Here is a 24,841-nt window from a genome sequence, read left to right as displayed (position 1 = left end):
CCCTCCTTGGCAAAATTAAGACAGCGTGTATGTCGCGCTTATCGATGTAGGTCAATAAAATTAATCAAAAAACCTTATTTATTGTATTTTATTAAACATAAATCCAGTTGAGATATTACTGAAGGATAAGGAATACTTTGTTGACTCGCGTCCTCTTGGGGTTATTTTCTAATCACTAAGCAACTAGGCGCTACGAAAATAATATGTTAAGTTAGCATAAGTATTTTGTACGTGATATACCGATATAATATGTATTGATTTAAATTTAAAACAGTCAATGCGCTATTGATTGGCACAATAAATAAATCATGATAGATAATGGACGTTAATAACAAAAACAGACTTGCAAGGAGACAAGCATGAGTCAATCAAAAGTATATAGCAGTGCCGAAGAAGCGCTAAAAGGTGTGGTCAGTGATGGGCAAACGCTCGCGATCGGTGGCTTCGGTCTATGCGGTATTCCAGAAGCATTAATCAAAGCGCTGCGTGATAGCAAAGTCAAAGAGCTGACCTGTATCAGTAATAACGCTGGTGTCGATGACTTCGGTCTAGGACTATTGCTACAGACACGTCAAATCAAAAAAATGATTTCATCTTATGTGGGCGAGAACAAAGAGTTTGAGCGCCAGTACTTGGCAGGCGAGTTAGAAGTTGAGTTGACGCCACAAGGGACATTAGCTGAAAAATTGCGCTCAGGCGGTGCTGGTATTCCTGCGTTTTATACTGCAACAGGCGTAGGTACGTTGGTTGCTGAAGGCAAAGAGACTCGTGATTTTGATGGTCGTACTTATGTGCTAGAGCATTCATTGCGCGCAGATGTCGCACTAATCAAAGCACAGAAAGCCGATAAAGCGGGTAATTTGATGTTCAATAAAACAGCTCGTAACTTTAACCCAGACTGTGCAATGGCGGGTAAAATCACGATTGTCGAAGTTGAAGAGATTGTAGAGACGGGCACATTTGATCCAGATGAAGTGCATCTACCGGGTATCTTTGTTCAACGTATTGTATTGAATAATAGCCCTGAAAAACGCATCGAAAAAACCACGACTAAAGCTTAACTATGTTTGAAACTAATAATCAGTTTTTATATTCATGACAGTTTAGATAGCTCATCGTTTAGATAAGTAAAAATAGAATATCGTAAAAAATAAGGAAATCAGCATGGCATGGACAAGAGAGCAAATGGCGCAACGCGCTGCAAAAGAGCTACAAGATGGCTATTATGTCAACTTAGGCATTGGTCTACCAACGCTAGTCGCTAACTATATTCCTGAAGGCGTAGACGTATGGCTACAATCAGAGAACGGCTTGCTGGGTATTGGTGAGTTCCCTACATTAGATGCCGTCGATGCCGATCTGATTAATGCGGGCAAGCAAACCGTGACCGCAGAAGCAGGGGCCAGTTATTTTAGTAGTTCAGAGTCCTTTTCGATGATTCGCGGCGGTCATGTCAACTTGGCAATATTGGGCGCAATGGAAGTCTCAGAAAAAGGCGATCTTGCTAACTGGATGATTCCCAAAAAGATGGTCAAAGGCATGGGTGGTGCGATGGACTTGGTTGCAGGCGTACAGCGCGTGATTGTCCTAATGGAACAAGTCAATAAACACGGCGACCCAAAAATTCTGGCCAATTGCGAACTACCATTGACGGGTAAAGGCGTGGTTGATCGTATCATCACTGAGCTTGCCGTATTAGACGTTACTGACAGCGGGTTAAAATTGGTTGAGCTGGCAGATGGTGTGAGCTTTGATGAGTTACAAGAAAAAACGCCCGTCAACATTATCCAGTAATGTGATTGCCTTAAAATCAATGAGCTTCATCCCGCAGATAAATACGCCACTATAATTATAGTGGCGTATTCATTCAGTTCTATTTTTATAAAAATTAATAGTATTTTAGACCATTATAAGGAATATGTATGGCGACTCAATTACAACAAGATTTGACAGGCAAAGTAGCATTGGTCACTGGCTCTGCAAGTGGTATCGGACGTGACATCGCTGAGACTTATGCCAAAGCAGGCGCGGCAGTTGGTATTGCTGATATCAATCTTGAAGCAGCTCAGAAAACCGTTGATGCGATTGAAGCTGCTGGTGGACGTGCTCTCGCGATTGCCATGGATGTGACGTCAGAAGATGCGGTAAATGACGGTGTACAGCAGCTAGTTGATACTTTTGGTGGCATTGATATTTTGGTTTCGAATGCCGGTATTCAGATCATTGATCCTATCGATAAGATGGCATTTAGCGATTGGAAAAAAATGCTTAACATCCATTTGGATGGTGCATTTTTGACCACTAAAGCCGCGATTAAGCACATGTATAAAGGCGATAAAGGTGGCACGGTCATTTATATGGGTTCTGCTCATTCACATGAGGCTTCATTATATAAAGCGCCTTATGTTACCGCCAAGCACGGATTACTAGGTCTGTGTCGTGTACTCGCCAAAGAAGGTGCAGCACACAAAGTACGTTCGCATGTGATTTGTCCAGGCTTTGTCAAAACACCTTTGGTAGAAAAGCAAATCCCCGAGCAGGCAGCTGAAAAGGGCATCAGTGAAGAGTCAGTGATCAACGATATTATGCTGGTGAACACAGTAGATAAAGAATTTACCACGGTGGAAGACATTGCCCAATTGGCACTATTTTTAGCCGCTTTTCCAACCAACGTATTTACCGGACAATCTATCGTGGCCAGCCATGGTTGGTTTATGAATTAAGCGATATATGTAAATGCTAAAAACCACAAAGTCAGACCTACTGGCGTTGTGGTTTTTTTATGCGTTCAATTCAGCTACACTAGCACGATAAAAGGTTTGGCTAAATGGCTCTATCGGCTCACCACCAGCATGTGTTAGATATGCTGCGATATGCCTTAAGCAGTTTGCCACACCTATCCACTTGTATAGGCAACAATAGTCGCTATGTTTAATTTTATGAAAAAAAAGCCCACAGAAGAAACGCCGCAGTTGCAAGCGGAACGAGACAGCGCTGTCGATAAGGTATTGCTGGGTTACGAGATAAACTCGGTCAGTATTACCACCATGGTCACCGGCCTTGAGCGTAAAGGCGATGCACTCACGTTAGACTTGCGTCTGCCGAAAGATAGTAATCCTGAAGCTATCCAACAGGAGCTGGGACAGTTGCTACATCCGCATGGCATTACCACGATTCATATGAATGTGCGTCTGCCAGCGCCAGAAAAAGGCTCAGGTTCAAGCTTACCAAAGGCAATGCCAAAAACGACTGACGCGATGGTGTCTCAATCTAAACCATCATCGAACGTTGATAGCAGTGCTAACAATACCGATGCTGAGCCAACAATCACTAAAGCAGCACCAACACAAGCCTCATTAGCAGCGCATCCTCGTATTCGTCATATCATCGTGGTAGCATCAGGCAAAGGCGGTGTTGGTAAATCGACAACGACAGTCAATATCGCGTTGGCATTGCAAAAGCTTGGTAATCGTGTTGGTGTGCTTGATGCTGACATTTACGGCCCTAGTATGCCAACCATGTTAGGCGTTGCTGACGTAAAACCGCAGTTAGAAAACGAGCAATTCGTACCGGTCGATGCGCACGGTATGGCAATGCTCTCTATCGGTAGTTTGCTCGATGGAGATAATACGCCGGTTGCATGGCGTGGACCAAAAGCCACGGGTGCATTGATGCAGCTATATAATCAAACCAACTGGCCGCAGCTAGACTATTTAGTAATTGATATGCCGCCTGGTACGGGTGATATACAGTTGACATTGGCGCAGCGTATTCCAGTCACAGGTGCTGTCATTATCACGACACCGCAGCATGTTGCCCTGCTTGATGCACAAAAAGGCGTTGAGATGTTTAACAAAACCAACATTCCTGTGCTGGGTGTGGTTGAAAACATGGCGCTACATACCTGTAGCAACTGTAACCATACCGAAGCGATCTTTGGGTCTGGCGGCGGTGAGTTTATCGCTGAGCAGTATCAGGTGCCACTACTGGGTCAGTTGCCACTTGCGAGTGGTATTCGTGCGCAAGTAGATAAAGGCATACCGAGTGTCTTGGCTGATGATGAGTTTGCGAGCTACTATGTGAGCATTGCAAAAAATATCGAAGCCAATATTAACAAATTTGCCAAACCTATTGATGACAAGCGGATTTTTTAGCGAGTATTGATAACAATAGCTGTAAAGAATAAAAATGATATAAGGTGATGGTGGTTTGAATATCCTGAAGTCAATGTGGGATAAAAAAGCAAGTAGGATAAAACAGCCATCACGCTATAAATTTTGCCATCACTTCCGTATAATCGTCGCTATTAAATATTTGCTAAGGAACAACAATGTCTATTAAGTCTGACCGCTGGATTCGTAAAATGGCCGAAGAGCACGGCATGATTGAGCCATACGAGCCGGGTCAAGTACGTTTTAATGATGCAGGCGAGCGTTTGGTTAGCTACGGCACCTCAAGCTACGGTTATGATGTGCGCTGTGCTCCTGAATTTAAAGTTTTTACCAATGTACATTCAGTGGTCGTTGATCCTAAGAACTTCGATGATAAAAGCTTTATCGATATCGTTGGTGACGAGTGTATCATTCCACCTAACTCGTTTGCTTTAGCACGTACTATGGAGTACTTCCGTATTCCACGTGATGTATTGACTATTTGCCTAGGTAAGTCAACTTACGCGCGCTGCGGTATTATTGTCAACGTAACGCCGCTTGAGCCTGAGTGGGAAGGGCACGTCACTTTAGAGTTTAGTAATACGACTAATTTACCAGCCCGTATCTATGCTGGTGAAGGCGTTGCGCAAATGCTGTTCTTCCAAAGTGATGCTGATGATGTTTGTGAGACCAGCTACAAAGACCGCGGTGGTAAATACCAAGGTCAACGTGGCGTGACACTGCCAAGAACCTAATCAGTAGGCGTCCGTTTAAAAGCTTATCAGTTATAGAAAGTTAATAAGCCTTTAAATAGTTAATAAAAAAGCTAGTCATATTAAATATGGCTAGCTTTTTTATTGGGTTAAATAGAACTGTTCTAAGGTTCTATTTATTTCAAGATTTTCTACTTTAAGACCTTTAAACCCGCTTTATTATCGCGCTTTGGTTTAGGCGCTTTAGCAGGACTGTTGTTAGACATTGGTGCTGAGTCGTCTTCTGGCTGATAGTTGTCATACTCGTTAGGATCAAAGAACATACCCTGTGAGTTCTCTTTTGCATAGATACCCATCACCGCAGTAAGCGGTACCCAGATTTCTTGTGATACACCACCGAAGCGTGCGCTAAAATGAATATAGTCGTTTTCCATACTCATGTTACCAGTAGCACGGCTGGCAATATTTAATACGATACGACCGTCTTGCACATGTTCGGTTGGTATTTGCACATTGTCAGCCGTGGCATCGACCATCAAGTATGGTGTCAGAGCGTTGTCTTCTATCCATTGATATAGTGCGCGTACCATATAAGGACGGGTAGGTGTAATAGAGGTGGTTTCGCTCATCTAATGATTTCCTATACTAATAATTTTTAATAATTGAAAAATATCTCGTTTAGCAATTTATCACATGACAAATGCTAATTAACGTCTATCTTATTTATACTTTATTTTAGGACAGCTTTCGATACTTGTCTAATCAACGCACGCTTTTTTGGAAGCTACTACGCTCAAACACTCTCGTTTGGTATTCGAACAATGGACGGCTAATGGCACGTGGCAGCTCAATCCCCATCTCATCTAATCGCCATAATAGTGGTGCTAATAACACGTCACACCAACCAAACTCATCAGCCATAAAATAAGGCTTATGAGCGAACAGCGGTGACAGAGTAATCAACGAATCACTAAGCTGTTTTTTGGCAACGGCAGCCTGTGCTTTATTAAAGCTATCTGGATGCGTCAGCAGACGCTTGCCAAGTACTAACCAATCACGTTGAATGCGCCAAGCCAGTTGGCGAAACTGTGCACGCTCTTGCGGTGTCTCAGGGAGCAGTTTGTTTGTGTGATAACGCTCTTCAAGGTACTCAAAAATGACGTTAATCTCATAAAGCGCAATCTCACGCTGCTGCAATACAGGCAAGGTATGATAGGGGTTTAGCTCAGTCAAATCTTCAGGGCGCTCAGAATGTAAGCGAGACAAATAGTAAGCGAGCTTTTTTTCTTCAAGTAATAGGCGTACCACATGACTGTCGTAGCCGTCATCAGCATACAAAATTAGCTGACTACTTGGAATGTCATTCGCATCAATCATGAAAGCCTAATGTTAATAGTGAAGGTTGTCATCGTAAACAAACTCGCAACGTTTATCAAGGTAGTGTGCGTAAACATTAGCGCTGAGCGACTTATTTTCCGGCTTATCTAGTATTTATGCTCTATATCAAGGCAGAAAAAAGCACTACCGAAGTAGTGCCTTTTTTAATTCGAAGAACTATCTGCTGACTATGACTTATTTAACATCTTTCCAGAACTCTTTATTTAATAAGTAAACTGGTATGAGCAGTACTAATAAGAATAGAATGACGAAGAAACCAATTACTTGACGGTCGTGACGAGCAGGTTCACCCATCCACGCCATAAAGTTAACCAAGTCACCAACTTCAGATTCAAACTCTTCTTGGCTCAACTCTTCTTGCATATTATGCAATACGTGAGGCATCGCTGCATTGGCCAGTACTAAGTTGTTTGCACCCCAAGGACGGCTTGGATCTTCATAGAACGATAGTAGGTAAGTATATACCCAGTCGTCGCCACGTAGACGTGTCTCAAGTGATAGATCAGGCGGCGCTGCGCCAAACCAAGATGCTTGAATCTCAGGATCTATCTCAGCAGTAATGTGGTCACCGATTTGATCGGTAGTAACCATCAAATACTTTTCAACCAACTCAGGCGGTATCTCTAAATCTTTAGCAATGCGCGAATGACGAACGTACTTGGCTGAGTGACACCCAGCACAGTAGTTCATAAAGATCTTCGCGCCGTTTTGTAGTGAGCCCTTATTGGTAAAATCAATAGGAGCTGTACTACAAGCCAGGTGTTCATCAACGCCATCTGCATTGGTGAATGTACCGCAGCCACTGCCTGAAGCCATTGCCGTACCAGCAGTCAAGGTTAATGCCGCGCCTAAGCCTAGACCAGCTAGGGATTTAATTAGCGTGTTCATTAGTGACCTCCGGTAACGCGTTCTGGTGGCTGTTTACACTTCTCAATCGCAGTGTAGAAAGGCATCAGTAAGAAGAACAAGAAATATAGAATCGTGAATACACGAGCCATGATGGTTGCCGTTGGTGTAGCAGGCGTCGCACCCAAGTAGCCCAATACAACAAAGCTAATAGCAAAGACGGTCAGCGCAATCTTAGATAATATACCTTTGTAACGTATAGAGCGCACAGGAGACCTATCAAGCCATGGGATCAAGAACAGTACGGCAATCGCACCACCCATCGCAATCACGCCACCAAGCTTGTCAGGAACCGCACGTAAAATAGCGTAGAACGGCGTGTAGTACCATACTGGTGCAATATGTGCTGGTGTTTTCAGTGAGTTCGCTGTCTCAAAGTTTGGTGGTTCAAGGAAGAAACCGCCGCCTTCTGGGAAGAAGAATACCACTGCAAAGAAACAGATAAAGAACACTACGATACCAACCATGTCATGCACAGTGTAGTACGGATGGAATTCGATACCGTCTAATGGCACACCATTTTTATCTTTTAGCTTCTTAATATCGATGCCATCAGGGTTGTTCGAGCCCACATGATGCAATGCTACAATATGCATGAATACTAAGCCTACCAGTACTAATGGAATAGCAACAACGTGTAGCGCAAAGAAACGGTTTAGAGTAATACCAGAGATGATATAGTCACCACGTACCCATTCAGCAAGGCCATCACCAATAACAGGTAGAGCTGCAGGTAAGTTCAAGATAACCTGAGCACCCCAGAATGACATGTTGCCCCAAGGTAGTAGGTAACCGAAGAAACCTTCTGCCATAAGTGCTAGGTAGATACCCATACCGATGAGCCAGATAAGCTCACGAGGTTTTTGGTATGAACCATATAGCAAGGCTCTAAACATATGCAGGTATACAACGACGAAAAACGCAGATGCGCCGGTTGAGTGCATATAGCGAATGAGCCAACCACCTTTTACGTCACGCATGATGTATTCAACAGACGCAAATGCCCCTTCGGCACTTGGGTTGTACATCATCGTAAGCCATATACCAGTCACCAATTGGTTGACCAGTACGATCATTGATAGCACGCCAAAGAAGTACCAAAAGTTAAAGTTCTTTGGTGCGTAGTACTTTGACATATGGTATTCATAGGTTTCGGTCGCTGGAAAACGCGCGTCCACCCAATGCATTAACTTTTTACCCATACTCATATCAAGCCTCCCCAACCGTCAAGATGGTACCATCCATACCATATTCTGGAACGGGTAAATTAAGTGGTGCAGGAACGCCGCTATATACGCGACCTGCTAAGTCATATTTTGACCCGTGACACGGACAGAAAAATCCGCCGTACCAATCATTACCACCTAAATCCACCGCGCCCACATCAGGACGGTAGTTTGGTGCACAGCCCAAATGTGTGCAAACGCCTTCGACCACCAATACGGTTGGATCTAAAGAGCGAGTAGGATTTTTGCAATATTCAGGTTGTAGAGACGCATCAGACTCAGGATCAGATAATAGAGGTTTGACTGACTCTAGTCCTGCAACCATGTCTTCGGTGCGCTTAACCACATAAATAGGTTTACCACGGTATTTGACGACGATCATTTGTCCATCTTCGATAGAACCAATATCTTGGGTCACTGCAGCCCCTGCAGCCTCAGCTTTAGCGCTTGGGTACCAAGAACGGACAAAAGGTGTCGCCACGGCAGCTACCCCAGCTGCACCAATCGCGGCAGTTGAGGCAATAAGAACTCTACGGCGTTGTACATTAACGCCTTCGGCTTGGCTCATTAATACTTCCTCCAGGTGAATGAAATGGGATTATCCCACACTGGGTTTGTGGCTTAGAAAATATACAATATCAAGCCACTTTAGCTGTGCCTAATTTTGCTAATTGTTGCTATTCTAAGCTATTTCGGTGATAAAATAAATTATTGCGTTAAAAATAAAGCAACCTCAATAGGACATATTAGAAGGTTGAATATGATAATCAAACCAAAACAGTTGGATTATCAACGCTTAACGCTAACTTTGCTTTAACAAGGATTATGATGTGATGACCTTATAAATAATAAGGATTTTCAGCAATAGCGAATGATACTTGAAATTAAGGTAATGTTCACTAACTTTCACCATCTAACTACTTTGTAAGTTGCTGTAAAACAAATATCACCACTCTATATAATAAAGTGGTGATGCCTTCACAATGATTAATAATGTTTTGTCAGACTATCAGAAACTTGTTTATCGAAATAAGCAATGCAAAATACACATGCGATATTCCAATAAACTCAGCTAGAGAGTTGCCAATACTAGCCTTCAAGCTCGCTCCAGCGTTCAAGCTTGTGCATCATCTCATCTTCAATGGTTAAGAGACGCTCACTAGCAGCTGTCGCCGCATCAAAGTCGGTATTGAACCAAGAGCCATCGGCCAGCTTTTCTTGCAATTGAGCTTGTTCGGCTTCGAGTGCAGCGATTTCTTTTGGCAAGTTATCCAGTTCGCGTTGATCATTATAATTTAGCTTTTTGGCTGCCTTATTTGGTTTCGCTGCTGTGCCAGACTTGTTTGTCGCTTTATTGCTTGCTGCATTGTTGGCAGGTGCTTTTGCAGCACGAGATGCTTCTTCGCGGTTCTTTTGTACGAGGTACTCTTGATAACCACCTACATACTCACTGACCACTCCTTTGCCATCTTCATCTTCGCCAAACACCCACGTAGAGGTAACGACGTTGTCCATGAATGAACGATCATGACTGATCAGCAAAATCGTACCACCAAAGCTGGCGACTGACTCTTCTAATAGCTCAAGTGTTGCCATATCCAAATCGTTGGTTGGCTCATCGAGTACTAAGATATTGGCAGGTTTTAATAACTGTTTAGCCAGTAGTACTCGGTTACGCTCACCACCAGACAAGGCTTTGACAGGTGTACGTGCGCGCTCTGGAGCAAATAAGAAATCTTGCAAGTAGCTCATGATATGCGTCTTACGACCGCCAACTTCGACAAAGTCAGAGCCTTCCGAAACGTTTTGTGCAACGCTCGCTTCAAGGTCCAATTGATCACGCAGCTGATCGAAAAATGCGATTTTCAGATTAGTACCTAATTCGACGCTACCAGACTTGGTAACTTCGTCATCAGACATATCGAGTAGGGCTTTAATAAGCGTAGTTTTACCCGCACCGTTAGGGCCGACAATACCAATCTTATCTCCACGCATAATAGTGGTCGTAAAATCATCTACTAGTACGTTGCCGTCATATTCAAGATGTAAGTTTTTGACTTTACAGACAAGCTTACCGCTTTTCTCGCCTTGACCCATGGTGATGTTTACATTGCCCACTTGCTCACGGCGATCGCTACGCTCTTCACGTAAGGCTTTTAGTTCACGTACACGGCCCTCATTACGAGTGCGACGTGCTTTGATACCTTGGCGAATCCAAACTTCTTCTTGTGCCAGTTTTTTATCAAAGTTGGCATTGTTCTTTTCTTCAGCCTGTAACTGTAGCTCTTTTAGCTCTTGATAGCGCGCGTAACCACCTTCGCCTTGCGTCACGTCATAGCTGGTCAATTGGCCACGGTCAAGCTCAATAATGCGAGTCGATAGTTTATTGACGAATGCTCTATCATGAGTCACGAACAACAACGTCAGGCCTTGCCAATCGAGCAAAAAGCGCTCTAACCATTCGATACTTTCAACATCCAAATGGTTGGTTGGCTCATCTAGGAGTAGCACATCAGGCTTAGTGACTAGCGCACGAGCGAGTAACACGCGGCGTTTACGACCACCAGATAGGGATGATAAGTCGTCTTCTGGATTAAGGCCCATGGTCGTAATCAGACGCATGGCATCGCGTTCTAAGTCCCAGCCATGTACCGCATCGATATCATGTTGTAGGGTCGCCATGTGCTCACAGGCATCCATATCGCCATTCGCACACATATCGACCTGCTTATTATAGTTAATGAGCAAATCAGCCGTGCGACGACTACCGCCCATAACGATGTCTAATATGCGACCACTGGTCTCGGGAACGTCTTGTTCTAGCATCGCTACACGCATGCTACTGTTGGTAATAATCTCGCCACTGTCAGGCTGCAATGAGCCATTGATCAGTTTAAACAAAGTGGATTTACCTTCGCCGTTGCGGCCAATCAAGCACACACGCTCGCCTGTATTGATAGAAAAATCAATACCATCAAGAACAGGCGCGATGCCAAAGGCTAAGTGAATGTCTTTTAAATGAATCAGTGCCATAGAGTATCTTAAGCTTATATAATAGTGAGGTAGGGGTTGTTGCAAAATTGCCTGCAGTATAACATGCCACCACGTTACTGTAGTGCGAGTAAATAGTTTTATCAGTACTATTTATTGCTTTTACTAACTGCTCCTATTCCATGACTATGTTTGTAGGTTTATCTCTAATCTACAGTACCTCTCAACAATCCATCCTTTCAATTTAATACTTAATATAATTTAGAGAAAAATATGAACCAACCTAGAATTACAGATGATACTTCTGATATTCAAAATGATTTGCAAGCCCAAGTAATCGATTTGCAAATGAGCCTCGCGCATCTTGAAGTGACCGTCGAACGACTGGATGACGTAATCACGCGACAAGACAGAGATATTCATACGCTGCAACGTCAATTACAGCTGATTTATAAACAGATTGAAGGTCAAGATACGGAAAGCGGTATTGCAACATTTGATGTAATGGCAGACAGACCGCCACATTATTAATGAGTAGAATTTGGAAAGAAAGCATCTAATAGCGGGAAGTATATACGTATTTTTATATATAGATACTGTCTGATGACTATGTGGTCATAACATAGAAATAATGTGTTTTTGTAGTTGTTTTAGTGTTAAAAAGTCTTTACTATCTCCCACCTCGGATGCTGATTACCTATTAATTAATACTTGGTAAAACAGTAAAACAATGCGGATGTTTGGAGATATAAAATGCGCCACACCTTTCATTTAAAAACTCTTGCAGTAGCTGTTGCTACTCTTTCTGTTGCTAGCGTCGCTAGTGCTGCTGGCCTTGATCGCTCAGGCCAAGATATCACCGCATTCCTACAAGACGGCACGTATGCAGAAGCTGTCTACACTTATATCGATGCTGATGTTACTGGTAAAGATACCTCAGGTAATAAGATCGATGACATCGCAGAGTCTTATGATTTTTTCCGTTATGGCGTAAAAACAGATATCAACGATACATTCAGTGTTGGTATCTTATATGATGAGCCTTTTGGTGCAGCAGCCGATTACACTGGAAATAATAACTTTGTAGGCGCACCAACTGATGCTGTTAATAATATTATTGCATCGCGTCTAGGTGGATTAGGCGTTAATAATGTAGAAGAGTTGAAAGGTTTAGTTGAAGGTACTCAAAACCAGTTAACTGCTGCTGAAACTCGTTTAAATGCAGTTAGAGAGCAAGTAAGACAAGCCCAAGCAGCTGTTAATCAAAACCCAGCACTTGAGCCTGCACTGCGTCCACAGATTAATGCTGGTTTAGCAGGTATCGCCGCTGGCGAAACGCAGCTAGCAGAAGGTCAAGCACAGTTAAATCAACTTGAGCAATTAGAAGGCTTTGCGGATGGTCGCCTTGCGAATGATGAAGGCACAAATGTTGAAGTCCGTAGCGAAAGCATCACAGGTATCCTAGGTGCTAAGTTTGGTCAAAACAAAGAATTCCAAGTGTACGGTGGTCCTGTTGTTCAGCGTATCAAAGCTGATGTAAGTCTTCGTGGTAGTGCCTATAGTGCTGCTACAGGCTATACCGCTCATATTAGTCCTGATACCGACTATGGCTATATCGCTGGTATATCTTATAGTAAACCTGAAATTGCTCTAAAGGCGGCTTTGACCTATCGTTCTGAAATTGACCACAGCTCGAATATCGATGAGATATATCCAGTAGTAGCAGCTTTAGGTGGTGAAGCGAATCAAGGTAATACGCTAGATATTACTACACCTAAATCAGTTAACTTCGATTTCCAAACTGGTATTAACCCTACAACCTTAGCAACTGCCAAAGTACGCTGGGTACCATGGAGTGATTTTGCAATCGTTCCACCACTTTATAATGAAGTAAGCAAGCAAGCAACTAATGATGATAAAGGTTTATCTTTAGTCAGCTATGACGATGACCAATGGCAAGTAGAGTTAGGTCTGGCCAAACGCTTAGCGCCAGCATTGGCAGTAAGTGGTACTGTCGGTTGGGATAGTGGTGCTGGCAACCCTGTAACTTCATTGGGTCCTATCGAAGGCTACTATAGTGCAGGCTTAGGCGCTAAATACAACGTTACTGAGAACTGGGCCGTATCTGCCGGTGGTAAGTATTTATGGCTTGGAGATGCAGAAGGTCAGATTCCAACGAAAGCTATTGTGAGCGACTTCGAAAGCAACGATGGATTTGTACTTGGTGTAAAGGTTTCTTACCAAGCTCAGTAATTCATAGCTTAGTTATATAGTAAAACTCCTAAATGTTATTGATAAAAAAGCGATCCTTTAAGGGTCGCTTTTTTATTATGTATTTTTAAAAATCACATTAAAGACAAAAAGTAAACCACAGCATTTTATTTATATCTTATATGTACTGTTCAGTCATAATTGAGAAATAAAGCACTTTAAATGTTGTTTTAGTGTCAAAAAGACATTAGTATTCAACTTAGGACAAGACTTTAGTAATATCAATATCGAGCATAGCAATGCTACATAATGGTTATTAAAGTATTAATACAACAAGGACCGTTGGAGATACACAATGCGCACTACCTTTCATTTGAAAACCCTCGCAGTAGCTATTGCTACTCTCTCTGTTGCTAGCGTAACCAACGCTGCTGGTCTGGATCGCTCAGGTCAAGATGTCACTGCCTTTTTTCAAGATGGCACTTACGCTGAAGCGGTCTATACTTATATTGACGCTGATGTAAGCGGCTACGATAGTGCGAATGTCAACCCTGGCCAAAATGACTATGAGCGCGGCAATAAAACGGGCGACATTGCTGAATCTTATGACTTCTTCCGTTATGGCGTAAAAGCAGATATTAACGATACTTTCAGTGTTGGTATCTTATACGATGAGCCATTTGGTGCTGCTGCTGAGTATACTCAAAGCAATTTTGTGGCAAGTGAAGACAGGAATGCTTCAGGAGGGGCTTTGGTAGGTGATGGTGTAGACCCACAGACTGCAGGTGCCATAGCACTAGCCGAAGCAAGTACTGCAGGTGAAAATACCAATGTAGAAGTTCGTAGCCAAAGCCTAACGGGTATCCTTGGTATGAAGTTCGGCGCGAATAAAAACTTCCAAATTTATGGTGGTCCAGTTGCTCAGCGTATCCAATCTGAAACCAAGCTGCGTGGCTTAGCTTATGGGCCTGCTAGTGGTTATACCTCAAACAGCAATCCTGATATGGATTACGGTTATATAGCAGGTATTGCCTATAGCAAGCCTGAAATTGCTCTAAAAGCAGCGTTGACTTATCGTTCTGAGATTGACCATGATATAGATATCTCTGAGAATTATCCTATAGCAGGTATTTTGGCTCAAGGAGCTGCTTTGCAGCAAGGAGCGACTCCAGCACAGGCAGCGGCTATAGGGGCTGCGGCTGCTAACCGGAACAGTAATTATGAGATTACAACCCCTAAATCAGTCAACTTTGATTTCCAAACAGGTATCAATCCGACTACTTTAGCAACGGCAAAAGTCCGTTGGGTACCATGGAGCGATTTTGCCATCACACCACCATTATATAATGACGTTAGTAAACGTAATTACGGCCCTGATGGTTTGGACTTGGTTGAATACGAAGATGACCAATGGCAAGTGGAGCTTGGTCTTGCCAAGCGTGTCGCGCCTGCACTTGCTATAAGTGGTACTGTGGGTTGGGATAGTGGTGCCGGTGATCCAACAACGTCGTTAGGTCCTGTCGATGGCTATTACAGCGTCGGTCTTGGTGCCAAATACAACGTGACGGAAAACTGGGCAGTGTCTGCTGGTGGTAAATACTTATGGTTCGGTGATGCAAAAGGTCGTCTACCTAGTGGAAAGATCGTTGGTGATTTCCAAGATAATGACGGCTTTATCGCTGGTGTGAAGCTATCTTATCAAGCGAGATAATTTGACTTTATAATAGCAACCTAACAAAGAGCGACCTATCATAGGTCGCTTTTTTATGGGCTTTCTATTACCTATTTGACTGTAAGTTCTCAAATATAGATAGAACAGCAAATATAATCTTTATAGTACTAATTCATATAGCACGACTACATTTTATTTGCCTAGTTTAGCTTAGTGTCCATATACAGCAAATACCCTTGCATTTAAGAACCTATACGCACTCGTACCTTACCGAATGAGTTGTTAATAACGTAGCATACTTGAGGTACACAAGGAAAAGATCTAAATAGATAATCAAATGTGATATTAAGAAAAGAAGTATTGTTGATAAAGGCTTACTTCGTAAAAGTGAGCAGCAGTTGGAATGCCAAATAGGCTAGGACAATCTGGCTTAGTATATCCATCACAGAGCTATCCATACTACTGTCTCATTGATCATAAGTTCTCTTTGTTTAATACTGTAGTAGGTTAAATATACTAAGTCGTCACTCATGAAAAAAACCTCGCCAATAGTGACGAGGTTTTTTTATAGCAATAAACTTAAGATATTACGTAAACTTATTTATTTAAGTTTAGCTCCATCTCTTTGTACTTAGCAGAAACTGAAGGTCTTGGGCCACCAGTCATGATACTAACAGCAAAGATAGCGATAGTACTTAAGATAAAGCCTGGGACGATAGCATATAACCAGCTATTCAATGCCATACCATCTACTTGGAAAGGACCATAAATCCATAGGATAACAGTCAAAGCACCAACAACCATACCGGCAACAGCACCATTACGGTTCATACCACGCCATGTCAGGCTGAAGATAACCAATGGACCAAACGCTGCACCAAATCCTGCCCATGCATTAGAAACTAGGTTCAATACTGAGCTATCTGGATTAGAAGCAAGCATGATAGATACTAGAGCAACCACTACGACAGAAACACGACCAACCAATACCTGGCGAGCTTCTGGTGCATCTTTATCAAAGAATAGTTTGTATACATCTTTGGTTAAAGAGCTTGATACAACCAATAGCTGTGATGAGATAGTACTCATAATTGCTGCTAAAATAGCTGCCAATAGGAAGCCTGAAACCAATGGATGGAACAAGAACTGAGTGAATACTAAGAAGATAGTCTCAGGATCATCCAGCGTCATCGCAGTTTTTTGTACGTAGGCACGACCAGCAAAACCAGTCATTAGTGAACCAATAAGACTCACAACCATCCAGCTCATACCGATATTACGTGCAGTCGGTACATCTCTCACTGAACGAATCGCCATAAAACGTACGATAATATGCGGTTGGCCAAAGTAACCTAAGCCCCATGCCATTAACGAAATAATACCGATAACACTCATACCGCTAGTAACGTCTAAAAGGGTAGGGTCGATGTTTCTAACCGCTTCTGTAGTGGCTGAAATACCACCAAGATCAGTAAAGGCAACGACAGGTACGATTACCATGGCAAACAGCATGATGACGCCCTGTACGAAATCGGTCATAGATACTGCTAAGAAACCACCGAATAGCGTATAAGCCACAACCACACCAGCAGTAACCCATAGGCCAGTACTATACGATAGGTTAAGTGAGCTTTCGAAGAGTTTACCACCACCTACAAGACTTGCAGCGGTATAGACGGTAAAGAATAGAATGATGACCACTGCTGAGATGACGCGTAGCATGTGCGACTTGTCTTCAAAGCGGTTGGCAAAATAATCGGGTAGGGTGATAGCGTTGTCAGCCACTTCAGTATAAACACGAAGGCGAGGTGCTACGATGAGATAGTTTAATAATGCACCTAATGTCAAACCAAGCGCGATCCAAATACTGACCACACCATCGGCAAACATATAACCAGGTAAGCCAAGTAGTAACCAACCTGACATATCTGATGCACCTGCAGAAAGTGCGGTTACTGCTGGGCCTAAGTTACGACCCCCTAACATATAGCCTTCAGTATCATTGGCTTGCTTAAAATAAGCGTAAACACCAATCCCAATCATCACTAAGAAATAGGCGCCGAGTGATATCAGCACGCCACTAGAAACTCCGTTCATATAAATTGTCCTTAACCAACATGGTTGGCTGTAATTATTTTTTAACTATAAAAGTTCTGTCCTACAAGGCGATGTCCAAAACAATATTTAAAGACAAAAAAAGCCATTAATTAAGACATAATGGCTTTTTTCAGTATCTTCTGTAGTTATATATGATTGATGTCGTTCTATGGCTAGCACTCATATAGAGATAGAGAACAATGGGAATTTCGCATTCCACTTATCTATTGTTATTGCTCGCATCTGCTATTTGTATATGAGTATTAGCAACCTATACAATCAATCAAAACCATTAAACCTACTGTTAACCATCATATCTTACTAGAAGTATTCAATATATGACTATCAGTGTCCTTGTGGTAAATTTTTGTTATAAAAACAACGTCAAGCGTATTATAACGCATGAGAGTCACAAATGCGAATAGCTTAATGGTTAGACTGTTATAGCGAGCTCTTTTTATTCAATAGGCGCAAGTAAGTCTAGTAGGGCGGTCACGCTGCTAGATTGAGTTAATTTTGGATTGATAACCACACCTAAATAGCGTTGTAATTCAATATTGTCAGCCATATCGATACGTTCCAAGTCTTGACTGACCATCGTTTGTGGTAGTACTGACCAACCAAGACCAACAGATACCAGCATACGGATAGACTCAAGAGGGTTGGTGCTCATCGTGGCATAAGGCTTCAGATTGTGCTTGGCAAACTCAGCCAAGGTAATTTGACTGGTAAAGGTATTGGCAGAAGGCAAAATGGCAGGGTAGCGCGCTAACTGCTCTAAAGTGACATTTGATTTGGTAGCCAAAGGTGATAGCGTACCCGTCATAAAATAAAGAGGGTCTGACCAGAGCGTGTGATAGGTTAGCCGCTTATCGTAGACAGGTGGAAGCGTAACAAAGGCTAAAGACAAATCACCATCTAGTACTGCTTTATGAGCTTTTTCAGAATCTACAAAGTGTACTTCTAACTGAACAGCTGGATAAGCTTGAATGAAGTGTTTCAGGACAGGTGCTAAATGATGTAGGCCAATATGATGGCTAGTACCAATGACTAATTTGCCAGAGACGATATGCTGAGAATGCTGCAAGTTGATTTTAAAGTTCTCATAGTCTTCTAGCCAACGTTTAGCATGAGGTAGCATTTCACTAGCCGCTTGAGTAGGTACAATCCCACGTCCTACCGTATCAAACAAGGTAATGTTAAACTCGTCTTCTAAGTTTTTGATACGTTTACTGACAGCAGGCTGAGTGATAAACAGCTTTTCTGCGGCACCTGAGATACTGCCAGTGTGCATAACGGTAACGAATGTCGTCAAGTTTGTGGTGTTCAAACGAATGTCCTTAGCTACTCTAGGAGCTATAAATAAAAGTTGGCTGACCCAATCACAACGTATTAGAAAAAAAAGTTTGCGTCTGGTTAAAAATCATCAATTATTATTATAGGATTTGCCTGCTATAATCACAAGACATCGAGGCGTATTGTGACATATTTATCCTAAAAAACTGGCTATTTGCCACTTAAAACGTATTTTAAGCGTTAATTTTAGTCATATGTTGGGTCTCATAAAGAAATAGTATTTAAATCTTAGATATGACAGTAATTATCAAACATTATAGATAGACATAGCATTTACATAGAATCTTTGCTTGGCAATGTGCAAGTAAGTAAAAATTAAGTAATTAGTAACCTATAAAGGATAGCAACATGGCTGGTCAAACGTTATATGACAAACTTTGGAACGCTCACGAAGTCACTAAGCGCGACGATGGTTCGAGCCTGATTTATATCGACCGCCACCTGTTGCACGAAGTGACGAGTCCACAAGCATTTGAAGGGTTGGAATTGGCAAATAGAGCGCCATGGCGTTTATCGGCTAACATTGCCAGTCCAGATCATAATGTGCCGACCGTCACTAAAGAGCGCTTAGAAGGGGTGCCTGGGATTAAAGACAAGGTATCACGCTTGCAGGTTGTCACTTTGGACGATAATTGCACCAAGTTTGATATTGCTGAATTTACTATCAATGATGCCCGTCAAGGAATTTTGCACGTGGTCGGTCCTGAGCAAGGTTTGGTCTTGCCAGGTATGACGGTTGTTTGCGGTGACTCGCATACAGCGACTCACGGAGCACTTGGTTGCTTGGCTCATGGTATCGGAACCTCTGAAGTTGAGCATGTATTGGCCACACAGTGTTTGATTCAAAAGAAATCAAAAAATATGCAAATCCGTGTCACTGGTCAACTTGGTGCTGGCGTCACTTCAAAAGATGTGGTATTAGCTATTATTGCGAAGATTGGTACAGCAGGTGGAACAGGACACGCGATTGAATTTGCAGGTCAAGTGTTCGAAGACATGAGTATGGAAGGCCGTATGACCGTCTGTAACATGGCGATTGAAGCAGGTGCACGTGTTGGTATGGTTGCGGTCGATGACACGACAATTGATTATGTCAAAGGTCGTCCATATGCGCCAAGCGAAGCACAATGGGAACAAGCGGAAGCCTACTGGCGTACACTATATTCAGACGATGACGCGGTATTTGATACTGTAGTGGAAATCGACGGTAGTCAGATTGCACCGCAAGTATCTTGGGGTACATCGCCTGAGATGGTGGTAGATATCACGCAATCTGTACCGACACCAGATCAAGCTATTGATGAAGCTCAAGAAGAAGGCTGGTTACGCGCTTATACTTATATGGGGCTAGAAGCTGGTCAGAAAATTACGGATATCCAACTTGATCGTATATTTATTGGTTCATGTACCAATTCACGTATCGAAGATTTACGTGATGCGGCAGCGGTAATCAAAGGTCGCAAAGTTGCTGATAACGTAAAAGAAGCGATCGTTGTTGCAGGCTCTGGACAAGTGAAACTGCAAGCAGAGGCTGAAGGCTTGGATACGTTATTTACTGAAGCTGGTTTTGAATGGCGTGAGCCGGGCTGCTCGATGTGTCTTGCGATGAATGCAGACAAGCTTGAGCCGCAAGAGCACTGCGCTTCAACGTCTAATCGTAATTTTGAAGGTCGTCAGGGTAATGGTGGTCGTACGCATTTGGTAAGCCCAGCAATGGCAGCTGCCGCCGCGTTGGCAGGTCATTTTGTAGACGTTCGTACGTTTTAAGTCTGATAATAAGTAGCTGACATCATGCTTGTATTAACGATAAATATATGAGCATGCTGTCAAAGATGGTAAAAACTTATTTACTATTTAACATGCTTATCAAGATCATCAGCCAGCAAAAATACAATTGATAGGAAATTTTATGCAAGCTTATAACACCCAAACAGGTATCGTTTGCCCGTTAGATCGCGCAAACGTCGATACCGACCAAATTATCGCAAAACAGTTTTTAAAGTCTATTAAACGTACAGGTTTTGGCGTAAATCTATTTGACGATTGGCGCTATCTTGACGAAGGCTATCCTGGTCAAGACAACAGCACACGAGTCATCAATCCAGATTTTGTATTAAACAAACCACGTTATCAAGGTGCTACTATCTTACTAGCACGTAGAAACTTTGGCTGTGGCTCTAGTCGTGAGCATGCACCTTGGGCACTTTCAGAGTATGGTTTCCGTACGGTAATTGCGCCTAGTTTTGCAGATATCTTTTACAATAACTGTTTCAAAAATGGCATGTTGCCGATTGTGTTGGATGAAGCGATTGTCGATACGTTAATGAAGGCGACTTTTGAGAACGAAGGCTATGAATTGACCGCTGATCTTGAGCGTCAAGTCGTTATTACACCAACTGGTGAAGAGTATGCCTTTGAAGTAGATGCTTTTCGCAAACATTGCTTGTTAAACGGACTTGATGATATTGGTTTAACCTTGCAACAAAGTGATGCTATCAAAGATTATGAGCAACAAATGATGCAAAAAACACCGTGGATATTTAACGACGTACGAGCGTAGAAGGTCATTCTATAATCTATTGCTAATAAAATATGAGTAGTCGCAACGCAGCGTTGAGTTATGGCGGTGAACTGTCTAAAATGAAGGATAGTTTTTCACTACATTTTATTATCTCTCTTGAATAGTAGCCGCCATTATGAATACAAAACGTTATGCTCTATGGACAAGTACAATTGTTGCTGCAAGCTTATTATTGTCAGGCTGTCAGCTATTGACGGGCTATCAAAAAATAAATGAGGCAGAGAGTGCTGAAGCATGGGTAGGTAAGATCCAACCCGTTACTGGCGAAGTAAATATTGCCTGTGTGGGTACATATCATTGCGAAATTGTGCAGATAGATAAAACACTCATTATCGCGCCCAACAGTCACGAGCCAATCAATCCTCAGATTATGACATCCTTACCACGTCAAGAAGGTATGGCGAAAACATCGATGAACATGGATATGACGCCACTGGTCAATAAAAATGACATAAAAGTTGTGTCGTTAGCGCCTTCAAGTATGCCAGGATTGACTAACTACTATGCACGGGTCATGCCTGCCAAACACGAAGTACATGTTAATTTTTATCCAGAGAATAACATGGGCTATGTTGAGCGTTTTGCGATGATTCATGATTTTACTGAAGCGGGTACCTATCAGTTACGTGCTTATCAAAAGAAGAGCAGCGAAAAATCAGGCAGTCTATTGGACACAGCATCACCTGAGCCTTTATGTATTGAGCTATTGCAAGGTACTCAAGTACAGCGCCGATTCTGTAAGCAACTAGACGCTGAGCATCAAGGTGAGTTTGTAGAGACTGGTATGGCCAAAGCAGTAACATCAGCACCTATAGCCAAAAAAATCGCAGCATAAAATATGAGTATAAAAAGCTCAAAAATATAACCAACCAATAAAAATATTTCAAAAGGATCAGTATGGCAACGATTTTAACATTAGCGGGTGATGGTATTGGCCCTGAAATCATGACCCAAGCCGTTGACGTGCTCAAAGCTGTCAATGATAAGTTTTCACTTGACTTAACGCTTGAGTCCGGATTAATTGGCGGTGTGGCTATTGATGCAACTGGTGAGCCTTTGCCAGATGAGACATTGGCTCGTGCTCGCGCCGCAGATGCCGTATTGCTAGGAGCAGTTGGTGGTCCTAAATGGGATACAATCGAGCGTAGTAAACGTCCTGAGCGCGGTCTATTGAAAATCCGCGGTGAGCTTGGTTTATTTGCCAACCTACGCGTAGCCAAGCTATATCCACAGTTGGCTAATGCCTCAAGTATCAAACCTGAAATTATCTCAGGTCTAGATCTATTGATCGTTCGTGAACTGACAGGCGGTATCTATTTCGGTGAGCCTCGTGGTATTCGCACACTAGAAAACGGCGAGCAACAAGGCTATAACACGATGGTGTATAGTACAAGTGAGATTCAGCGTATTGGTAAAGTTGCCTTTGAATTGGCAAAAACGCGTGCGCAAGCAGCGGGCACAGCAGCTAAGGTATGTTCAGTTGATAAAGCCAATGTATTAGAAGTCACCGAGCTGTGGAAACAGACGATGATCGAAGTGCAACAAGCTGACTATAGCGATGTGGCGTTATCACATATGTATGCCGACAATGCTTGCATGCAGTTGATTAAAGATCCTAAGCAGTTCGATGTCATGGTGACGGGAAATATGTTTGGCGATATCCTATCTGATGAAGCTGCAATGTTGACAGGCTCTATCGGTATGTTGCCATCAGCGAGCTTAGATGAGTCAGGTAAGGGTATGTATGAGCCGTGTCATGGTTCTGCGCCTGACATCGCAGGACAAGATAAAGCCAACCCATTAGCGACTATCTTATCTGTTGCTATGATGCTGCGTTATACCTTTAAACAGGAAGATGCGGCACAAGCAATTGAACAGGCAGTTAGTGATGTGCTTGATGATGGTCTACGTACGTTAGATATTTTAGATAGCAGCGAAGCTGGACTTAAGCAGGTAGGCTGTAAGGAAATGGGTCAGGCGGTCTTGGCCAAACTGATATAAGTTAATTTGCGTTTAAAGGCTATTCCTATATAGCATTTTCTGCAAGCTCATTTTGCATGTTATATACCCATAAGCTATTAAGTGGCTTATGGGTTTTTTATCGTTTATCGTTTACCGTTTATCTATTAGCAAAGCTTATTTATAAGCGCCTTATTAACAGAGACGCTGTACAACAAAGCTCCTTTTAACACAAAGCTGTTATATGCTCACAAGGTAATATGACAATATTGATGACTCGTAAAAGACTTAAAATCTTTTGCTTTTAGCAGAAGCATAAGAGTAAACGTAAGATTAACGAAATCAAGTTATATAGAATTTAAAGACTGTAGTATTTGAAAACTGAAAATAAAAATAGAATTTATTAAATGAGGAGTGTTACATGTATCAACTAACAAGAATCAGTAAAGCATTGACAGTGCTTAGTCTCTCTAGCTTACTACTGATGGGACAAAGCATTGCAGCAGAGACAACGGATAGTGTGAACGCAAATAATAGCGTTAAGGCTCCGGCAGAAGTCAGTCCAGTGACTAATGGCGTAAGTCAAAAGTTAACAGGAGATAGTAAAGCCGCGATTTCATTGAATAAGCTACTACCTACGATTAAATACACAACTGAGAACCTATCTGACAATGCAAAAAAGATAAACAATGTCACTTGGACGGCAGATGCAGATATTGATCGTAATATAGGAACGAAGCTGCAGGCTCTATTAAACTGGCATCACAATGGAGTAGGGCCTGTCGATGGCTACTGGGGCAAAAATACTCGCAAAGCCATGCAGGCATTTCAAAAAGCAAATGGCTTAGACGTAACCGATACGTTGAACAACGAGACGTGGCAAGCGCTGACCAAGAATGAGAAGCTTACGGCTCAACCAGTACTAGTCAGTTATCAGCTTACTGAAGCAGACGTGAATGTCAAAACCACAACCATACCTGCTGATTCTGTTGCCAAATCCAAGCTTGAGGGAATGTACTACGAAAGCATTACTGAGGCGTTGGCAGAGAAGTTTCATATTAGTGAAAAGTACTTAAAATCGCTTAATCCTGATGCCAGTTTTACTGCCGGTGAAATCATTACGGTATACAACCCTGGTAATCCTAATACCAAGCCTGTGCATCGCGTTGTCGCTGATAAAGCCACTGAAACACTTTACGCTTATGATGAGAACAATAATTTGATCGCTAGCTATCCGACGACAGTGGGCAGTACAGCGACACCATCACCAACAGGTACTCATACTGTCAAGGTAAAGGTGCACGAGCCCAACTACACTTATACGGCCAATGATGGTAGCAAGTCTATCATTCCACCAGGTCCTAACAATCCAGTTGGCTCGGTATGGATTGGACTTAGTAAACCAACTTATGGCATTCACGGATCGCCAGATCCTGCTCGTATCAGTCGTCAGGCATCAGCAGGCTGTGTGCGTTTGACCAATTGGGACGCGCTTAGTTTGCTAGGAGTCATAAAAAACGGCGCAACTGTCGAGTTTAGTTAGACACGGCAGTACTAAATCATAAAAAATGGACAAAAAA

At 42.6% G+C, this 24,841-nt stretch carries 21 protein-coding genes; 13 read left to right on the top strand and 8 right to left on the bottom strand.

Features of this window, described 5'->3' with window-relative positions; genetic code table 11:
• The first annotated feature begins 359 nt into the window (after nt 1-359).
• From QO187_RS01210 to dcd, 5 genes are all read left to right on the top strand, one after another.
• Entirely contained in the window at nt 360-1,061 is a 702-nt protein-coding gene (locus QO187_RS01210; RefSeq protein WP_102094935.1) for a CoA transferase subunit A, read from the top strand.
• A gap of 103 nt (nt 1,062-1,164) precedes the next feature.
• Nucleotides 1,165-1,794, top strand: a complete 630-nt coding sequence (locus QO187_RS01205; protein ID WP_102094934.1) for a 3-oxoacid CoA-transferase subunit B — start codon at nt 1,165-1,167, stop codon at nt 1,792-1,794.
• Nucleotides 1,795-1,922: 128 nt separating this feature from the next.
• The gene (locus tag QO187_RS01200) at nt 1,923-2,723 is read left to right on the top strand and encodes a 3-hydroxybutyrate dehydrogenase (protein ID WP_102094933.1); all 801 of its coding nucleotides are present in this window, start codon (nt 1,923-1,925) and stop codon (nt 2,721-2,723) included.
• A gap of 204 nt (nt 2,724-2,927) precedes the next feature.
• Nucleotides 2,928-4,154, top strand: coding sequence for an iron-sulfur cluster carrier protein ApbC (gene apbC, locus QO187_RS01195; RefSeq protein ID WP_102094932.1), 1,227 nt, complete (start codon nt 2,928-2,930; stop codon nt 4,152-4,154).
• Between the two features lie 176 nt (nt 4,155-4,330).
• Entirely contained in the window at nt 4,331-4,906 is a 576-nt protein-coding gene (gene dcd / locus QO187_RS01190) for a dCTP deaminase (protein ID WP_058024138.1), read from the top strand.
• Nucleotides 4,907-5,055: 149 nt separating this feature from the next.
• On the opposite strand, the gene QO187_RS01185 is transcribed toward dcd, so the two are convergent.
• The 6 genes from QO187_RS01185 to QO187_RS01160 all read right to left on the bottom strand — a co-directional run bounded on the left by QO187_RS01185 (nt 5,056) and on the right by QO187_RS01160 (nt 11,427).
• Nucleotides 5,056-5,493, bottom strand: coding sequence for a ClpXP protease specificity-enhancing factor (locus QO187_RS01185; RefSeq protein WP_102094931.1), 438 nt, complete (start codon nt 5,491-5,493; stop codon nt 5,056-5,058).
• A 133-nt stretch (nt 5,494-5,626) separates the two neighbouring features.
• Nucleotides 5,627-6,241, bottom strand: coding sequence for a glutathione S-transferase N-terminal domain-containing protein (locus QO187_RS01180; protein ID WP_058024136.1), 615 nt, complete (start codon nt 6,239-6,241; stop codon nt 5,627-5,629).
• A gap of 195 nt (nt 6,242-6,436) precedes the next feature.
• On the bottom strand, nt 6,437-7,150 hold the full coding sequence (locus QO187_RS01175; protein ID WP_101205476.1) for a cytochrome c1: 714 nt from the start codon (nt 7,148-7,150) through the stop codon (nt 6,437-6,439).
• Nucleotides 7,150-8,370 carry a cytochrome bc complex cytochrome b subunit gene (locus QO187_RS01170; protein ID WP_370587744.1) on the bottom strand — a complete coding sequence of 407 codons (1,221 nt, stop codon included), beginning with the start codon at nt 8,368-8,370 and terminating at the stop codon, nt 7,150-7,152. The genes QO187_RS01175 and QO187_RS01170 overlap by 1 nt, the downstream gene beginning before the upstream one ends.
• 7 nt (nt 8,371-8,377) lie before the next feature.
• On the bottom strand, nt 8,378-8,962 hold the full coding sequence (gene petA / locus QO187_RS01165; RefSeq protein WP_057759305.1) for a ubiquinol-cytochrome c reductase iron-sulfur subunit: 585 nt from the start codon (nt 8,960-8,962) through the stop codon (nt 8,378-8,380).
• 521 nt (nt 8,963-9,483) lie between these two features.
• Nucleotides 9,484-11,427: an ATP-binding cassette domain-containing protein gene (locus tag QO187_RS01160; protein WP_102094930.1), complete on the bottom strand. Its 1,944-nt coding sequence runs from the start codon at nt 11,425-11,427 to the stop codon at nt 9,484-9,486.
• A gap of 231 nt (nt 11,428-11,658) precedes the next feature.
• Here QO187_RS01160 and QO187_RS01155 point away from each other — a divergent pair, with 231 nt between their 5' ends.
• The 3 genes from QO187_RS01155 (at nt 11,659) to QO187_RS01145 (ending at nt 15,307) form a co-directional block, all read left to right on the top strand.
• Complete coding sequence (locus QO187_RS01155; RefSeq protein ID WP_102094929.1) at nt 11,659-11,916, top strand: SlyX family protein; 258 nt, start codon at nt 11,659-11,661, stop codon at nt 11,914-11,916.
• Between the two features lie 222 nt (nt 11,917-12,138).
• Entirely contained in the window at nt 12,139-13,638 is a 1,500-nt protein-coding gene (locus QO187_RS01150) for an outer membrane protein transport protein (RefSeq protein ID WP_371546717.1), read from the top strand.
• A gap of 313 nt (nt 13,639-13,951) precedes the next feature.
• Nucleotides 13,952-15,307 (top strand): outer membrane protein transport protein, encoded by a 1,356-nt coding sequence (locus QO187_RS01145; RefSeq protein WP_102094927.1) that lies wholly within the window; start codon nt 13,952-13,954, stop codon nt 15,305-15,307.
• A gap of 558 nt (nt 15,308-15,865) precedes the next feature.
• On the opposite strand, the gene putP is transcribed toward QO187_RS01145, so the two are convergent.
• Both putP and QO187_RS01135 read right to left on the bottom strand, forming a co-directional pair.
• Nucleotides 15,866-17,365 carry a sodium/proline symporter PutP gene (gene putP / locus QO187_RS01140; protein ID WP_298807952.1) on the bottom strand — a complete coding sequence of 500 codons (1,500 nt, stop codon included), beginning with the start codon at nt 17,363-17,365 and terminating at the stop codon, nt 15,866-15,868.
• Between the two features lie 457 nt (nt 17,366-17,822).
• Nucleotides 17,823-18,695, bottom strand: a complete 873-nt coding sequence (locus QO187_RS01135; protein WP_101205469.1) for a LysR family transcriptional regulator — start codon at nt 18,693-18,695, stop codon at nt 17,823-17,825.
• 374 nt (nt 18,696-19,069) lie between these two features.
• Between QO187_RS01135 and leuC the strand changes: the two genes are divergently transcribed.
• The 5 genes from leuC to QO187_RS01110 all read left to right on the top strand — a co-directional run bounded on the left by leuC (nt 19,070) and on the right by QO187_RS01110 (nt 24,804).
• Nucleotides 19,070-20,488: a 3-isopropylmalate dehydratase large subunit gene (gene leuC / locus QO187_RS01130; protein ID WP_057759320.1), complete on the top strand. Its 1,419-nt coding sequence runs from the start codon at nt 19,070-19,072 to the stop codon at nt 20,486-20,488.
• Nucleotides 20,489-20,630: 142 nt separating this feature from the next.
• Entirely contained in the window at nt 20,631-21,281 is a 651-nt protein-coding gene (leuD, locus tag QO187_RS01125; RefSeq protein ID WP_102094926.1) for a 3-isopropylmalate dehydratase small subunit, read from the top strand.
• A gap of 136 nt (nt 21,282-21,417) precedes the next feature.
• On the top strand, nt 21,418-22,137 hold the full coding sequence (locus QO187_RS01120; protein ID WP_102094925.1) for a hypothetical protein: 720 nt from the start codon (nt 21,418-21,420) through the stop codon (nt 22,135-22,137).
• A gap of 62 nt (nt 22,138-22,199) precedes the next feature.
• Nucleotides 22,200-23,303 (top strand): 3-isopropylmalate dehydrogenase, encoded by a 1,104-nt coding sequence (gene leuB, locus QO187_RS01115; protein WP_102094924.1) that lies wholly within the window; start codon nt 22,200-22,202, stop codon nt 23,301-23,303.
• Nucleotides 23,304-23,682: 379 nt separating this feature from the next.
• Complete coding sequence (locus QO187_RS01110; protein WP_102094923.1) at nt 23,683-24,804, top strand: L,D-transpeptidase family protein; 1,122 nt, start codon at nt 23,683-23,685, stop codon at nt 24,802-24,804.
• Nucleotides 24,805-24,841 lie beyond the last annotated feature (37 nt).

The organism is Psychrobacter sp. Arc9 (assembly GCF_041431295.1).
In the GTDB taxonomy this organism is placed as follows: Bacteria; Pseudomonadota; Gammaproteobacteria; order Pseudomonadales; family Moraxellaceae; genus Psychrobacter.
The sequence above is the reverse complement of the archived record's forward strand: the minus strand, read 5'-3'. Positions and strand labels throughout refer to the sequence as shown.

Coding starts and splice junctions, on each gene's coding strand:
- QO187_RS01210 (WP_102094935.1), top strand. CDS start 360: ATGAGTCAATCAAAAGTATATAGCAGTGCCGAAGAAGCGCTAAAAGGT.
- QO187_RS01205 (WP_102094934.1), top strand. CDS start 1,165: ATGGCATGGACAAGAGAGCAAATGGCGCAACGCGCTGCAAAAGAGCTA.
- QO187_RS01200 (WP_102094933.1), top strand. CDS start 1,923: ATGGCGACTCAATTACAACAAGATTTGACAGGCAAAGTAGCATTGGTC.
- apbC (WP_102094932.1), top strand. CDS start 2,928: ATGTTTAATTTTATGAAAAAAAAGCCCACAGAAGAAACGCCGCAGTTG.
- dcd (WP_058024138.1), top strand. CDS start 4,331: ATGTCTATTAAGTCTGACCGCTGGATTCGTAAAATGGCCGAAGAGCAC.
- QO187_RS01185 (WP_102094931.1), bottom strand. CDS start 5,493: ATGAGCGAAACCACCTCTATTACACCTACCCGTCCTTATATGGTACGC.
- QO187_RS01180 (WP_058024136.1), bottom strand. CDS start 6,241: ATGATTGATGCGAATGACATTCCAAGTAGTCAGCTAATTTTGTATGCT.
- QO187_RS01175 (WP_101205476.1), bottom strand. CDS start 7,150: ATGAACACGCTAATTAAATCCCTAGCTGGTCTAGGCTTAGGCGCGGCA.
- QO187_RS01170 (WP_370587744.1), bottom strand. CDS start 8,370: ATGGGTAAAAAGTTAATGCATTGGGTGGACGCGCGTTTTCCAGCGACC.
- petA (WP_057759305.1), bottom strand. CDS start 8,962: ATGAGCCAAGCCGAAGGCGTTAATGTACAACGCCGTAGAGTTCTTATT.
- QO187_RS01160 (WP_102094930.1), bottom strand. CDS start 11,427: ATGGCACTGATTCATTTAAAAGACATTCACTTAGCCTTTGGCATCGCG.
- QO187_RS01155 (WP_102094929.1), top strand. CDS start 11,659: ATGAACCAACCTAGAATTACAGATGATACTTCTGATATTCAAAATGAT.
- QO187_RS01150 (WP_371546717.1), top strand. CDS start 12,139: ATGCGCCACACCTTTCATTTAAAAACTCTTGCAGTAGCTGTTGCTACT.
- QO187_RS01145 (WP_102094927.1), top strand. CDS start 13,952: ATGCGCACTACCTTTCATTTGAAAACCCTCGCAGTAGCTATTGCTACT.
- putP (WP_298807952.1), bottom strand. CDS start 17,365: ATGAACGGAGTTTCTAGTGGCGTGCTGATATCACTCGGCGCCTATTTC.
- leuC (WP_057759320.1), top strand. CDS start 19,070: ATGGCTGGTCAAACGTTATATGACAAACTTTGGAACGCTCACGAAGTC.
- leuD (WP_102094926.1), top strand. CDS start 20,631: ATGCAAGCTTATAACACCCAAACAGGTATCGTTTGCCCGTTAGATCGC.
- QO187_RS01120 (WP_102094925.1), top strand. CDS start 21,418: ATGAATACAAAACGTTATGCTCTATGGACAAGTACAATTGTTGCTGCA.
- leuB (WP_102094924.1), top strand. CDS start 22,200: ATGGCAACGATTTTAACATTAGCGGGTGATGGTATTGGCCCTGAAATC.
- QO187_RS01110 (WP_102094923.1), top strand. CDS start 23,683: ATGTATCAACTAACAAGAATCAGTAAAGCATTGACAGTGCTTAGTCTC.